Consider the following 14,358-nt stretch of genomic DNA (forward strand, 5'->3'; position numbering starts at 1 on the left):
ACTTAAGCAAAATCAGCCGCGTTTTAGGCGAGCCAACAATGACGAAGTATCCCAACGACCACCGCCCATGATTTGTACATCGTTGTAAAATTGATCAACCGTGGCCGTTACTGGTAAAGAGGCATTGATTCGAGCGGCCTCTTGCAAAACAATCGAAAGGTCTTTGCGCATCCAGTCAACCGCAAAACCGTGATTGTAATCGCCCGCCAACATGGTGCGGTAACGGTTTTCCATTTGCCATGATTGCGCGGCGCCCTTAGAGATCACATCGACAACTTGATGAGGATCTAAGCCAGCCTTTTCAGCAAAATTCAAACCTTCCGCCAAGCCCTGCACTAGGCCAGCGATACAAATCTGATTTACCATTTTACAGAGCTGCCCTGAACCACTAGGCCCTAGTAAGCGACAAGAACGAGCATAGTGATCGATAACCGGGTCAACATGATTAAACACCGTGGTATCACCGCCAACCATGACGGTCAAACTTCCGTTCTCAGCACCAGCCTGGCCGCCAGATACTGGGGCGTCAAGAAAGTGCAACTTACGATTCTTGGCTTCCTGGTAAAGCTCGCGCGCGAGCTCTGCCGATGCGGTGGTGTGATCTACCAGCACTGAATCCACTTTCATGCCTGCAAAGGCGCCATTTTCACCTAAGCATACCTGCCGAACATCATTGTCATCTCCAACGCAGGTGAAGACAATTTCGGCGCCTTCAGCAGCTTCTCTTGGAGTAAGCGCCATCGAGCCACCGAACTCTTCAACCCAGCGTTCAGCTTTTTGGCTGCTACGATTGTAAACAGTTACCGTGCAGCCTGCTTTTTGCAGGTGTCCCGCCATCGGGTAGCCCATCACACCCAAACCTATAAATGCGACTTTTTGATGCATAACATCCTCCAATAAAAAGCAAGTCAGCTTCACCAGCCGCCCCTTGAACGGCCAGAGATAAATGGATTATTTCATTTCATAATAGACTAGCGTAGAGGATTCGCCTTGATTAAGCCTCCTCTTCTGCCTTTCTATTATAGAAACAGAGCAAAAAGAATAGCCGCTAAAACTATTCGATATAAAACGAAAGGTAGCATTCCCATGCGTTCTATAACGGCCATAAACCAGTAAACACAGGCATAAGCTGAGACCGCCGAAACCACTACCCCAATAGCGATTAAGTCCCAAGCTGGCGCAGGCATGGATAACAGCTCTATGCCCTTGTAAGCACCGCTAAGAAAAATAATCGGAATCGACATTAAAAATGAGAAACGTGCTGCCGCATCTCGCTGAAAACCAAGCAGCAATGCGGCAGTCATAGTAATCCCCGAACGGGACGTACCTGGAATTAGCGCAATGGCTTGGGCGCAACCAATAATAAAGGCTGCCCACAGGCTCATTTCAATAATGGATTTACGTCGCGCACCCGTTTTATCGGCGAGCAGCAATAACAAGCCAAAAACTAAAGTGGTTGTTGCTATAACGAGCGGCGAGCGCAACTGAGCTTCAATGTAATCATTAAAACTCAAAGCGGATAAACCTGCCGGCACAGTAGCAATCGCCAAAAACAGTAGCAATTGGCTATGCTCATTGAGTTGACGAGTTTTTAGGGTATTCACAGAGCCCAGGGCTATTGCAATAAGCTCCCCGCGAAAGAACCACACAATAGCCAACAGAGAGCCCACATGCACAGCAACATCAAAAGCTAAACCTTGATCAGGCCACCCCAATAAAACTGAGGGCAGAATTAAATGCCCCGAGCTTGAAATGGGCAAAAATTCCGTTAGCCCCTGAAGTAAAGCGAGTAAAATAGCCTGTAAGCTATCCATATTGTCTCCTGACGATAATAGTAAGTTGTCTTCCTTGTAAGCAACTTGCTTAACTAGCTAGTTAAGCACCTGATCAGCAAATTAGGGTTGGCGGATTCTTTTTCTTTTTTCCCAACTGATTTCATTTCTTAAATATACTGGTTGCACCTGGCGAATATTTTCAGCCACGCCTGCGGCCCAATCTTTACAGGCAATATTTAAAACATCGGCCGCCCAAGGTTCAATGCTCTGATCTAGCCCCTCGGCCTGCTGGGAAAATGCATTTAATTCAGGGTAGTGCCAACCTGGCCCACTGCAATACAACTTTGCTTGGCCTTGCTGCTGTTTAATGAGCGTCTGCATTTTTTCTAGCGCTATAGCCGGATCGTCTAGGGCATCATCTTGCAGTGCGACAAGCTCACTACCATCAAAGCGATAAGCGCCCCAATAGACCTGATTCATTCTGGCATCCAAACAACTGAAATAGAGGGCGTCTTCACTTAAAGATTGATCAAGTGGCCTATCAAAGAGCTGTTGATGTTGCGCATTAGCCATAGCCGCTAATGTTGAAACAGGTATTACCGGGATACCTAAGCCAAAGGCCAAGCCTTGCACAACAGCGAAACAGATTCTCAAACCAGTAAAAGAGCCTGGACCAGCACCAAAAGCGATAGCGATTAAATCTTTACGAGCGACATTCGCCTGATTGAGTAACTCATCAACCATGGGCAAGAGCAGTTGAGTATGCTGTCTTGGTGCCTGGCGACGAATTTCCAACAATTGATTGCTTGGCTCAGAAGGGTTCACGAGGGCAACGGAGCAATAATCCGAAGCTGTGTCCAGGGCAAGAATGTAGCTCATAGGGTATTCAAATAAGGAATTAAAAAAGCAATTTTACTCCAAATACGCAGTACTGTTCACCCCCAAATTGGACCTTATAGCCACAATGCCGCTAGAGAAAAGGAGTTGGAAGCTGGTATTGCAGGCTTGAGCGAGGAAAAGCATAAAAAAGCCCACTGCGTTTAAGCGCAGCGGGCTTGTCAGTGCCTATAGGCTAGGCGAGCTTACTTCTTTTTAGCAGGACGACCGCGCTTTTTGGATTTTGCACTGCTGGCTTTGGCCTTTGGCTTAGCTTTGGCCTTTGGCTTGGCTTTCGCCTTAGGTTTAGCTTTCGCCTTTGGCTTTGGCTTGGCTTTCGCCTTAGGTTTAGCTTTGGCTTTAGCTTTTTTAGCAGCGGCTTTTGCCTTAGCGGCAGCCTTCTTTTCAGCAGCCTTTGCTTTAGCAGCAGCTTTCTTTTCAGCGGCTTTTGCCTTAGCAGCAGCCTTCTTGGCAGCGACTTTAGCTTTTGCTGCCGCTTTTTTCTCTGCAGCTTTAGCTTTGACGGCCGCTTTCTTCTCTGCCGCTTTGGTCTTTGCCTTTTCTTTCTTTTCAGCAGCCTTCAACTTAGACGCTAGCTTTTTAGCTAAAGAACTCACCTTCTTCTTATCAGCCGCTTTGCGTTTAGCTTCCCACTTACTCTGGAACGCTTTCATGGCTTTTGCTAAATCAGCTTCAGATTTGGCGGCCAGTTTGGCCTCTAAATCATCAACTTTTGCCTTAGCAGCCGCTTGTGCAGCTTTGGCAGCTTCAGCTTTTTTAGCTTTCGCCAAGTTTTGCTTGGAAGTTGACACTTTAGCACGAAGCGCTTTGGCCTTATCGGCCGCTTTGCTTACCGCAGCAGCAGCTGATTTTGCTGCTCGCTTATCGACTGCTTTTTTACTTTTCGCTGATTTCTTTTTAGCAGCAACTGCTTTCTTACGAGCAGCAGCAACTTTCTTGGCTTGCGCGGTTAGCTCCTTTATTAATTTGTCTAATGAGGTTTGTGCGCGTGCGGTTGCAGGCGATACATCTACCTTTGCTTTGCTTGCACTTGCTTTTGTTGATGCAGCTTTACGTTTTGCTGTCTTTTTTGCAACTTTGGCCATAAGGTTTCTCCTCGATATTTGCCAGTCCACTAGCAATTAGAACAATAGCACAAAAATTCAACAGCCCAAGGGCTAAAGCCGATATTATTTAAAAAAAAACCAATTTGCACGTTTTTACAACGTTTTTTTGTGTTTTGAAGAGAAAATTTTGTATTTTTTTAAAAATTTAGGGAGTAGAACAGGCTGTTTCTAAGAATTTTCTTATTAAAAGAAGAAACTCTAACAAGAGCTTTTTAATAAAAACATCAAAAAAGATCTTTTAGGTTTTAGAAAATAGCATTTAAGGACTGCAAAAAAAGAAAATGCAGAGCCTTAATCACAGGCAATTGTTATTAGCCGCTGATAATGAGAGTTGAGAATCGCATCTAATTTAAAGCTAATAATTCCTGAGATATCTCGGCCAAACAATCTATATGCTCTTCATTGTCATTTAGACAAGGGATATAAGAGAAGCGCCCTCCGCCTGCATGTTGAAAATCTTCTCGAATTTCTTCTGAGATCTCTTCCAAAGTCTCGAGACAATCCGCAGCAAACGCCGGACAAATCACATCCAGTGATGCTAGTTTATCCTTACCCCACTGCTTTACTACATCCACTGTATATGGCTGCAACCATTGCGCTTTTCCTAAACGAGACTGAAAACTAATGCCCCACTGCTCCTTTGATAAACCCAACTGCTGGGCCAAAGATTCTGCCGTGGCCAAACATTGTTGGTAATAAGGATCACCTAGGTCGACACAGCGCTGTGGTATGCCGTGAAATGACATCAACAGCTTCTCAGCAGAGCCATGCTCCTGACGATGTTGGATAACCGACTGTGCAAGAGCTTGTATATAGGAAGGGCGTTCGAAATATTGTTTATTCACTCGGGCATCAATGATATTTCTCTGTTTTAGCTGAAATGCCGCAAGCTGATCATAAACAACCGCCGTCGTCGTTGCCGAATATTGTGGGTACAAAGGTATTATCGCAACTTGTTCGAACCCCTTTTGCTGTAGATCTTGGAGCTGCTCAGCGATACTTGGCTTGCCATAGCTCATAGCGTGCCGGACGATGATATTTTGGGCGGGATAAAGGGCGTTTAGTTTTTGTTCCAATGCACCGCACTGTCGCTCAGTTATCACCCGTAATGGCGAACCTTCTGGCCACCAGATACTTTGGTAAGCTTTTGCGACCGCTTTTGGGCGAGTAGGCAATATAAACGCGTTGAGAATTAGCCACCAAATAGGCTTAGGTATCTCCACGACCCGAGAGTCACTTAGAAAGTCTGACAGAAAGCGTCTTACTGAAGGTGCATCTGGAGCCTCTGGTGTGCCCAAGTTTACCAACAACACAGCGAGATTTTTAGAAGTTTGCGCGGTTGGATGCTTTGTATCAGAGGGCATATAGGCTTCCTTTAAAGGTACTTTTCTTTCAAGCTGCATACTATCGAAAAGCCATACACTGGTGCAATTATATGGCTAAAATTCTCGCCTACTATGAGTCAGAGCCCAAGATCGGACTGCTGTTTTCGACACACATAAAAAAACCCCGCTAGGCGGGGTTTTTAGAGACAACAAAAGGCTTAGGCTAAAGCCGCGAAGACCTTGTCTTTAATATCTTCCATACTGCCTACACCAGGAACATTGGCGTATTTAGTATCAGCTTTACCAGCACTTGATAAGTCTTGGTAAAAGTTAACCAGTGGCTTAGTTTGATCGTGATAAACCGCTAAGCGTTTACGCACAGTATCTTCTTGATCGTCTGGACGTTGAACCAAGGCATCGCCAGTTTCATCATCCACACCTGCGTTTTTAGGTGGGTTATAAACCAAGTGATAAACACGACCGGAAGCTTCATGTACACGGCGGCCACTTAGACGAGAAACAATTTCCTCATCATCAACATCGATCTCAATAACATGATCGATATCTACTCCAGACTCTAACAAGGCTTCGGCTTGTGGAATAGTGCGAGGAAAGCCATCGAACAAGAAACCATTTGCGCAGTCGTCCTGTGCAATACGCTCTTTCACCAAAGCAATGATAATTTCATCGGATACCAAACCGCCGCTGGCCATAATATCCTTAACCTTCAAGCCCAGCTCGGTGCCTGCTTTAACCGCCGCACGTAGCATATCCCCAGTAGAAATCTGTGGAATATTGTACTGTTCCATAATGAATTGGGCCTGCGTACCCTTACCAGCGCCTGGAGCACCTAATAAAATGACTCGCATTACGGAGTTCTCCTAATTATGTAGAAACTTGTTCATAGCGAGGCCGCTTAGCGGCTCGGCTTCCCGAGGCTCATCTTGGGAGCTTCTTCTAATACGGGATTGAGAGGGCCGTAACCATACACTTAGGCCGTTTCAATCACAAGGGAATTAGCGCCAAGGGACAGCCTTATCGCTCAATATTTGAACAAATTTACAAATTGCCTACAAATTAGAAGCTTTAGCTGCGCTTTGGCTGTCTTTACAACTTTAATGGCGGCCTCATATAGTTGTCACTATATAAGGATAGCTCGCACGGGATTAGTGGACATTAGTCGAGCTTCTCAGGCACTTAATTCGCGCCCCGAATTACTTGGCATCGCTGTTTAGCTTAGCTTGCTGCCAATAACGTTCCAGCTCATCCAAACTATGCTCCTGCCAATTTTTCTGACTGCTATCAACAAGCTGTTCTACCTCTGTAAAACGACGCTCAAACTTGCGATTCGCAGCTCGTAAAACGCTTTCCGCATCGAGCTTAAGGTGGCGAGATAAGTTGACCATACAAAACATCATATCGCCCAACTCATCAGCAATCGCCGCCGGATCTTTCTCTGCAAGTGCTTCTTCAAACTCCTGTCGCTCTTCATCGAGTTTATTAAGCACAGCGCCACTGTCTTGCCAATCGAAACCGACGTTGGCCGCACGCCGCTGGAGTTTCTGGGCGCGACTCAGGGAGGGCAAAGCAACTGGCACATCGGCCAATACCGAAGCATGCCCTTTCGCTGCTCGCTCCTCGGCTTTAAGGTCTTCCCAATTGTTTTTTATATCTGATTCTTGTGTCAGTGTTTTATCCGAAAACACATGCGGATGGCGATGAATGAGTTTATCACTCATACTTTGGGCAATATCGTTGAAGTCAAAGAGACCTTCTTCTTTACCCAACTGACTATAAAAAACCACTTGAAATAAGAGATCACCAAGCTCCTCTTTTAGCTGAGACATATCTTGGCTTTCGATCGCATCGGCAACTTCATAAGCCTCTTCAAGGGTTGAAGGCACAATCGATGCGAAGTTCTGCTCTAAATCCCAAGGACAACCTCCTTCAGGATTTCTAAGCTGGGCCATAATCTCTAAAAGTATTTTTATACCTGGCTGATCATTCATGGTCATCAATAAATTAAGTCTTATTTTTTACGGCTCGCTGATTCCACATTCGGCAATCGATTGAGACGTTCTAGCACGCGGCTCAACTCACTATAACTGTGAATTTCAATATCAAATTGCATACTTACCGTGTGGGAGTTTTTATTGGACAGCGTGTGCATTGCGGTAATGTTAATACGCTCTACATCCAATAAGGCTGTAATATCTCTCAACAAACCGTGACGATCGATAGCTTCAACAGCAATAGAAACGGCATAAACGTCTTGCGGTGCGGCTGACCAAGAAACTTCAATAATTCGCCCCGGCTCTTCCATTTGCAACTGCAATAAATTGGAACAATCTTGGCGATGAATAGATACACCACGCCCTAGGGTAATGTATCCCGCAATACTATCGCCAGGAACAGGATGACAACAGCGTGCAAAGCTGGTCATCAGGTTACCAACACCATCAATGTAAACATCATCATTGTTAAACTGTTCGCTGGCACGACCAACCAATTGGGTAGGATGGTGCTGCTCAACTCCGAGCAGTTTTTGGGCCGTGTTTAATACCTGCCCTACGCTAATATCACTCGCACCGACCGCGACATATAAGCCCTCCAAGCTTTTTAGATTAAGCTTTTGCGCTAGCGCTTCAAAATCTAAATTCTCTACCGCCAAGCGTTTAAATTCTTTATCTAGCAAAGCTCGACCGCTGGCCAAGTGCTGATCTCTGGCCTGTAATTTGAACCATTGCTGAACCTTTGCTCGAGCTCTGGCTGTATTCAAATAACCCAGCGCCGGGGACAACCAGTCACGACTCGGAGATTCTCGCTTGCCTGTTAAGATTTCGATTTGATCACCGGTGGTCACCGTCTGATTCAAAGGGACAATACGGCCGTTGAGTTTCGCCCCGCAGCAGCGATGCCCTACATCGGTATGTATGCGATAAGCAAAATCCAACACCGTCGAGTTAGGCGGCAGATCGATAACATGGCCATCGGGTGTAAACACATAGATGCGATCTTGTTCTACACCACGCTGTAGATCATCTTGTAAGGCATTGGTGCCAAGTTCCTCGCTCCACTCCAAGACCTGTCGTAACCAGGCAATTTTTTGTTCGTAACTGTCTTGGTTTTGGTTGTCGTCAGTGCCCTTATATTTCCAGTGGGCACACACCCCAAACTCCGCCTCCTCATGCATAGCATGGGTGCGAATCTGGATCTCTAAAACTTTACGGTCCGGACCAATAACGGCAGTATGCAATGAACGATAGCCATTCTCTTTTGGCGAGGCGATATAGTCGTCAAACTCATTAGGAATTAGGCGCCACTGACTGTGAACGATGCCTAAGATGGTATAGCAGTCGCGAACCGTTGGTACTAAGACTCGCACCGCGCGAATATCGTAAACTTGCGAAAAGCCAATGTCTTTACGATGCATTTTGCGCCAAATACTATAGATATGCTTAGCACGGCCTTGAATCTCGGCTTCGATGCGGGATTCATTGGCGGCATCCTGCAAAAGCTGAATCACATTTTCTATATAATCCTGTCGATCAACCCGACGCTCATCCAATAGCTTAGCGATGTGCATATAGTCATCAGGTTCTAGGTAGCGAAAAGATAAGTCTTCCAACTCCCACTTGATATGGCCAATACCTAGACGATGGGCCAAAGGTGCATAAACATCGGCTACCTCGCGGGCTACACGGCGCTTTTTATCATCGTTAGCATGTTTGGCGGCTCGAATTGCACAGGTACGCTCTGCCAGCTTTACCAAGGCTACGCGAACATCATCCACCATGGCCACAAGCATTTTGCGGATATTTTCAGCTTGTTCAGCTGAAGGGCTACCGAGAACACTTTCTTCGCTGTCGTTACGAAGATTACTGATGGCAGCCATGCGCAAAACACCAGATATCAACGCTGATATCTGACTGCCATATTTTTTCTCGACAGTTGCTAGCGCTAATTTATGTTCCCGTACAGCACGGTACAAAATTGCGGCCAATAAAACCTCGGTATCCGCTTGCAGATCAGCGAGAATTTCAGCCATCTCCAAGCCGGTACGAAAACAGCCCTGGCTATCGGCCCAGCTGTTTTCTGAGGGCTCTACATTCGCTTCGATTTCCTCGACAAACTGACAAACCTGCAGCAGCAAAGCTTGGTCAGCTGGGCTAAGGTGATCACTATCATCAAAGCGACTTTGTAAACGTCTTATCCAAGAAGGGATATCAACACTGCCGTCGGCAGCTATGGGGTGATCTTCACGTACTTTGACCATAAATAAGTTCACAACGACTAGTCTAATTAGAGTAATACTGCTTACTCACTCTAAATATGTTTGAAAGACTATAGAATTGTGCTCGCTCCTGCTGAAAAATACTGCTTTAACTTGTTATTGTTTTTTTCGTTCTTTAGCGCTTTTGGGTGAATCTTAATGTGCAAGCTAGGGCAGCTCTGAAAGCCTCAGAAATACCCTAGGAACTCTACCTAGACAATAGCGCCATGCATTCTACATGTTCCGTATTTGGAAACATATCCATAACGGACAATTTTTCGAGTCGGTAAGAAGCACCGGCAAGTTTTCGCAGATCTCGCAGAAAGCTCCCTTGATGACAAGAAATATAGAGTATGCGCTGCGGTGAAAGTTCTAATAATGTCGGCACAAAGCCCGCTGCGCCCGCCCTTGGCGGATCCAGCACGATGATATCGGGTTGTGCCTGCGACAATTTTTCATAAGTGCTCAACACACCCTGCCCATCGTCTAGATTAGCCGCCATAAATTCGACATTTTCGAAGCCCAAACTGTTAGCATTTCGTTTCGCCAAGCCGACCATTTCAGGGCTTAACTCTATCCCAAATACCTGGCCGGCTTGTTGCGCTAAAGCAAGGCTAATGTTTCCGGTACCACAGAATAAATCCAGTAAACTTTCGCTCCCTTCCAGCGTTAACCACTCTAGCGCCTGTTTAATCATTGCTTGGTTTAGCGATTCATTGATTTGAATAAACTTTCCTGGCTCAAAGGCGATATCTAAACCATTCAATGGGTAGTGACTTGCCAAAGGCCCCACTTGTGGAATGTAGTCACCCGACTTTTCCTTTTGTACCGCCAAACGCCAATCGCACTGTTCAATTTCGGCACACAATTGGCTAAACACAGCGGCAGGAATAGACTTTACAACACGCAGTAAAACCAAGGGGCTTGGGGCGACATCTAGTAACTCGACATGACCAATGTGGCTTGACCAAGTCAAGTCTTCGTATTGAGCAAAAAAACGATTTAAGCACTGCATAACTTGCTGCAAACTGACACTGAGATTAAGACAATTATGCAAACTTAAAGTGTCATTACTATTGGCCCGGCGAAAGCCCAGCTGCCCTGCTTTGCTAATTCCCAGGCGCGCCCTACGCCGATAGCCAAAGTGGTCACTTGCCAATAGAGAAATGTCTGATGGCTTTTGAACTGCACTCTTCAAAGCTGGAGCGTTTGCAGACTTGCTCTGTGGCCTCTGCCCCAACTTAGGCTTAGATTTTTTGGCGAGGCTTTTTGGCTTAAGTAAGGCCTCCAAGCCTTGCCACATACGATCACGTTTAAAGTGCAACTGCTCTTGGTAAGCCATATGCTGTAGCTGACAGCCGCCGCACTCAGCAAAGTGTTCACACAAAGGCTCTTGTCGCTGCTCAGAGGGGTGAACAATCTCGACCAATTCAGCCACCTCAGCCCCTGCTACATAGTTCACAGTGCAACGCTCACCCACCAAGGTATGGGGAACCTTTATATCCGCTGTTTTATTTGGGGCCTTTAAAGCAAGTTTTGCAACACCATTACCCTCGCTGTCCAAACGGACAATATCTAGTTCTAGGGTTTTGCTCGACTGTGGCGAGCCTTTGCTTTTTGAGCTTAGTGTTTTAGCCGTCTTAAGGCGGGAAAAATGTGCGGAGCGAGACATAAGCAAGAAAATCGTCGAGAATGTATGGCAGCGAGTAGCCAGCTAAGCATACAAGCAATGATAGAAGAACGGCATTTTAACCTGCCAATAAGCTCAATCCAAATCGAATGAGCTTATTATGCGTTCGCCGCAGCATGCGCTAAAGAGAGGAAGGAAAGAAGAGGAAAAATGTGCCGTTTAGCCGCTAGCTAGCGCTGTACAAGCCAGAAGACAGGTAACGATCGCCGCGATCACAAACCACCGCAACAATCACTGCGTTTTCTAATTCTTGGTTTAAACGCAAAGCACCAGCAACCGCCCCACCCGAGGACACACCACAGAAAATGCCCTCTTCACGGGCTAGAAGGCGCATTGTATCTTCGGCCTCTTGCTGGCCCATATTAATCACCCGATCAACTCTTGTCTCATCGAAGATACTAGGCAGGTATTCCTTAGGCCAGCGACGTATACCAGGAATACTGGCGCCATCCTCCGGCTGCAGCCCAATAATTTCAATATCAGCATTTTGCTCCTTGAGGTAGCGAGAGGTTCCCATAATCGTACCGGTTGTTCCCATCGAGCTAACAAAGTGAGTGACTTTACCTTCACTTTGACGCCAAATTTCCGGCCCGGTGCCCTGGTAGTGGGCCAGCGGATTATCATGGTTCGCAAACTGATCGAGTACTTTGCCCTCACCCTGCTCTGCCATTTGCGTGGCAAGATCACGGGCGTACTCCATGCCTTGCTCTTGGCTAACCTCGATTAAGGTCGCGCCATAGGCAGCCATGGCGTCTTTGCGCTCTTGGGTAGAGTTGGCCGGCATGATCAAAATCATTCGATAGCCTTTAATGGCGGCTGCCATCGCCAAAGCAATACCAGTGTTTCCACTGGTAGCTTCAATTAAGGTATCCCCAGGCTGAATGTCACCGCGGGCTTCGGCTCTTTGAATCATCGATAAAGCCGGACGGTCCTTTACAGATCCCGCTGGGTTGTTACCCTCGAGTTTCAGCAAAATTGTATTACTACTCTGCCCGTACAGTCGCTGCAAACGGACCAAAGGGGTATTACCGATATAATCTTCAATGCTTGGAAACACAGGCAGGCTCTCTATGATTGATCACTTCTATAAGAATCCATTCTAATGCCTAGCTGATATAGGGAAAACCTTTCACTTAGAGCGATAAAGTCTTTGCTTGGGGCAATTTGTTCTAACAGGACGCGCTGCTGTTAAGACAAAACCACAAACGCAACCGCATAGTCTTGCTCATCGCTCAGGCTTAAATGGCAACTATTAGCCCCTAAGCGCTCCATATGGAATGAAGCCTTATCACTTAAGAGTACCTCTGGCGCGCCTATTTCATTATTGCGAACTTCAATATGGTGCCAGGACACCCCCTGACCTATTCCAGTGCCCAATGCTTTTCCTACCGCCTCTTTCGCCGCGAAACGCTTAGCAAAGTAATGTAGCGCTTGTTGCTCACCAGCAGCAGCTTTAACGGCGTAAATTTCCTGCTCGGTAGGAGTCAATATACGCTGCAGTAAACGCCCCTGGGTACGCTCCAGACTAGCCGCTACCCGAGCAATTTGCACAATATCGGTTCCTAAACCTTTAATCATGGTTCTCTTCCTTAATGGGCACTGTTGTCAGGGGACGTGAGTACTGCTTGGCTTAGATTTTGAAGACTGCATCTGTCTAAAAAACTCACGGGTTTTTAATGGCTGATAATCAAGCAGCTGATCCAACACCTCGCGCATCAGCATTTTGGCACTGCGAAGCACTTCTGGCTGAGAAAAATCGCGCCGAGAGATTGCGAGCAGATGAGCCCCCGCATAAGTATTCGGCCCTGCACTCTGGCAAAACAAGCCGCTTTTCTGCCAGCGATAAAAGCCCTCGGGATTGATAGCCTGGCCACTCTCTTCATGCTCAAAATCTAAGCCATACCCCAAACAAGTCAGCAACTCTAATTCAAAATTGCGCAATATAGGCTGCAAAGGCTGATCTTCTAACAGATTCAACAAACAGTTTTCATAAGGCTTAAATAGCTCACTGGAACTGTCGTTTTCTGGCAACAGTTTTAACAATAACTCATTAAGGTAGAGCGCGCTGTATAGGCGCTCCCCCTGAAGTGAGAGCGCACTTTGGCGATATTCCCAGCGCAATAAGGTTTTTAAAGAAGTGCGCCCTTGCCAATCGACTAATAAGGGGGTTAAAACCTGAAGGGGCTGACGAAGTTGACGTTTTCCTGATTGCTTGCGGGCGCCTTTTGCGATGACATTAACGCGGCCGTATTCTGGGCTAAACAAGTTGACCAATAGGCTGCTGTCACGAAAGGGGCGACTGTGAAGAACGTAGACTTCTTGGTTTTCGACAACTTCAAGCTTAGCCATACATCGTCACCTAGAAAATCTGCGCAATCTTACAGGTCGTCATAGCCCAAACTGCGTAAAGCCCGCTCATCATCCGACCAGCCTGACTTCACCTTCACCCAGAGTTTTAACATCACCTTGCAGTCAAATAGATGCTCCATATCTTCTCTAGCTTGGGAGCCGATGTTTTTGATCTTAGCCCCTTTATCGCCAATAAGAATTCTCTTTTGGCCGTCACGCTCTACTAAGATCAAAGCCGATATATGCAAGACATGACCCTGGGCGGAAAACTCTTCGATTTCGACAGTCATCTGATACGGCAGCTCATCACCAAGCTGACGGGTAATTTTCTCTCTCACAATCTCTGCAGCCAAAAAGCGAGAGCTGCGATCAGTCACCTGATCCTCAGGAAAAAAGTGCATACCTTCAGGCAGCCTTTTTTCGACTTCTTTCTCGAGCGCATCAAGATTATGGCCGCGCAGAGCCGAGATAGGCACAACTTCCTCAATGGGAAGCTTTTCCATAAGGGTTTGCAAGTGTGGAAGTAACTGCTCTTTGTCTTCCAACATATCAACTTTGTTAACCGCCAAGATGATCGGACAGTTTAAGTTCTGCAAACGCTTAACAACCATATCGTCTTCATCGGTCCAAGCCAGCCGATCAACTAGAAAGACAACAAGATCAACATCGCGAATGGCCGTTGTCGCAGCGCGATTCATATAACGGTTAATCGCCCGGCTATGTTGCAAGTGCAGGCCTGGTGTATCGACGTAAATAAACTGGCTAGGGCCTTCGGTTTTGATCCCAAGCACATTATGTCGAGTTGTCTGGGGCTTGCGCGAGGTAATGCTAATTTTTTGTTGCAGGATATGATTCAACAAAGTGGACTTGCCGACATTGGGGCGTCCAACAATGGCAATATAGCCACAGCGCTCGGGCTGAACATTTTTAGTAGTCATAAATC

13 protein-coding genes are annotated in these 14,358 nt (G+C 46.5%); all 13 read right to left on the bottom strand.

Annotation, left to right across the window (positions count from 1 at the left end):
* Positions 1-12: 12 nt before the first annotated feature.
* Positions 13-897: an NAD(P)-dependent oxidoreductase gene (locus tag Q1A08_RS15305; RefSeq protein WP_299774525.1), complete on the bottom strand. Its 885-nt coding sequence runs from the start codon at positions 895-897 to the stop codon at positions 13-15.
* A gap of 122 nt (positions 898-1,019) precedes the next feature.
* Positions 1,020-1,814: an undecaprenyl-diphosphate phosphatase gene (locus Q1A08_RS15310; protein ID WP_299774431.1), complete on the bottom strand. Its 795-nt coding sequence runs from the start codon at positions 1,812-1,814 to the stop codon at positions 1,020-1,022.
* Between the two features lie 81 nt (positions 1,815-1,895).
* Positions 1,896-2,654 (bottom strand): tRNA (adenosine(37)-N6)-threonylcarbamoyltransferase complex dimerization subunit type 1 TsaB, encoded by a 759-nt coding sequence (gene tsaB, locus Q1A08_RS15315; protein WP_299774432.1) that lies wholly within the window; start codon positions 2,652-2,654, stop codon positions 1,896-1,898.
* A 203-nt stretch (positions 2,655-2,857) separates the two neighbouring features.
* Positions 2,858-3,757, bottom strand: coding sequence for a hypothetical protein (locus tag Q1A08_RS15320; protein WP_299774433.1), 900 nt, complete (start codon positions 3,755-3,757; stop codon positions 2,858-2,860).
* A gap of 365 nt (positions 3,758-4,122) precedes the next feature.
* Positions 4,123-5,142, bottom strand: coding sequence for a ferrochelatase (gene hemH, locus Q1A08_RS15325; protein ID WP_299774434.1), 1,020 nt, complete (start codon positions 5,140-5,142; stop codon positions 4,123-4,125).
* A gap of 179 nt (positions 5,143-5,321) precedes the next feature.
* Positions 5,322-5,972 (bottom strand): adenylate kinase, encoded by a 651-nt coding sequence (adk, locus tag Q1A08_RS15330; RefSeq protein WP_299774435.1) that lies wholly within the window; start codon positions 5,970-5,972, stop codon positions 5,322-5,324.
* Positions 5,973-6,317: 345 nt separating this feature from the next.
* Entirely contained in the window at positions 6,318-7,112 is a 795-nt protein-coding gene (gene mazG, locus Q1A08_RS15335; protein ID WP_299774437.1) for a nucleoside triphosphate pyrophosphohydrolase, read from the bottom strand.
* Between the two features lie 20 nt (positions 7,113-7,132).
* Positions 7,133-9,379 (bottom strand): GTP diphosphokinase, encoded by a 2,247-nt coding sequence (relA, locus tag Q1A08_RS15340; protein ID WP_299774439.1) that lies wholly within the window; start codon positions 9,377-9,379, stop codon positions 7,133-7,135.
* A 205-nt stretch (positions 9,380-9,584) separates the two neighbouring features.
* Positions 9,585-11,048: a 23S rRNA (uracil(1939)-C(5))-methyltransferase RlmD gene (gene rlmD, locus Q1A08_RS15345; RefSeq protein WP_299774441.1), complete on the bottom strand. Its 1,464-nt coding sequence runs from the start codon at positions 11,046-11,048 to the stop codon at positions 9,585-9,587.
* A 184-nt stretch (positions 11,049-11,232) separates the two neighbouring features.
* Positions 11,233-12,129, bottom strand: coding sequence for a cysteine synthase CysM (cysM, locus tag Q1A08_RS15350; protein WP_299774527.1), 897 nt, complete (start codon positions 12,127-12,129; stop codon positions 11,233-11,235).
* 125 nt (positions 12,130-12,254) lie between these two features.
* On the bottom strand, positions 12,255-12,644 hold the full coding sequence (gene acpS, locus Q1A08_RS15355; protein WP_299774443.1) for a holo-ACP synthase: 390 nt from the start codon (positions 12,642-12,644) through the stop codon (positions 12,255-12,257).
* Positions 12,645-12,671: 27 nt separating this feature from the next.
* The gene (gene recO / locus Q1A08_RS15360) at positions 12,672-13,415 is read right to left on the bottom strand and encodes a DNA repair protein RecO (protein ID WP_299774444.1); all 744 of its coding nucleotides are present in this window, start codon (positions 13,413-13,415) and stop codon (positions 12,672-12,674) included.
* A gap of 29 nt (positions 13,416-13,444) precedes the next feature.
* Entirely contained in the window at positions 13,445-14,353 is a 909-nt protein-coding gene (era, locus tag Q1A08_RS15365) for a GTPase Era (RefSeq protein WP_299774446.1), read from the bottom strand.
* Between the last annotated feature and the right edge of the window lie 5 nt (positions 14,354-14,358).

It is taken from the genome of uncultured Pseudoteredinibacter sp. (assembly GCF_947500695.1).
Classification (GTDB): domain Bacteria; phylum Pseudomonadota; class Gammaproteobacteria; order Pseudomonadales; family Cellvibrionaceae; genus Pseudoteredinibacter.

Excerpts from the sequence above, each read along its gene's own strand:
- hemH (WP_299774434.1), bottom strand. The coding sequence starts at position 5,142 with ATGCCCTCTGATACAAAGCATCCAACCGCGCAAACTTCTAAAAATCTC.
- adk (WP_299774435.1), bottom strand. The coding sequence starts at position 5,972 with ATGCGAGTCATTTTATTAGGTGCTCCAGGCGCTGGTAAGGGTACGCAG.
- mazG (WP_299774437.1), bottom strand. The coding sequence starts at position 7,112 with ATGAATGATCAGCCAGGTATAAAAATACTTTTAGAGATTATGGCCCAG.
- rlmD (WP_299774441.1), bottom strand. The coding sequence starts at position 11,048 with ATGTCTCGCTCCGCACATTTTTCCCGCCTTAAGACGGCTAAAACACTA.
- recO (WP_299774444.1), bottom strand. The coding sequence starts at position 13,415 with ATGGCTAAGCTTGAAGTTGTCGAAAACCAAGAAGTCTACGTTCTTCAC.
- Q1A08_RS15310 (WP_299774431.1), bottom strand. The coding sequence starts at position 1,814 with ATGGATAGCTTACAGGCTATTTTACTCGCTTTACTTCAGGGGCTAACG.
- era (WP_299774446.1), bottom strand. The coding sequence starts at position 14,353 with ATGACTACTAAAAATGTTCAGCCCGAGCGCTGTGGCTATATTGCCATT.
- tsaB (WP_299774432.1), bottom strand. The coding sequence starts at position 2,654 with ATGAGCTACATTCTTGCCCTGGACACAGCTTCGGATTATTGCTCCGTT.
- relA (WP_299774439.1), bottom strand. The coding sequence starts at position 9,379 with ATGGTCAAAGTACGTGAAGATCACCCCATAGCTGCCGACGGCAGTGTT.
- acpS (WP_299774443.1), bottom strand. The coding sequence starts at position 12,644 with ATGATTAAAGGTTTAGGAACCGATATTGTGCAAATTGCTCGGGTAGCG.
- Q1A08_RS15320 (WP_299774433.1), bottom strand. The coding sequence starts at position 3,757 with ATGGCCAAAGTTGCAAAAAAGACAGCAAAACGTAAAGCTGCATCAACA.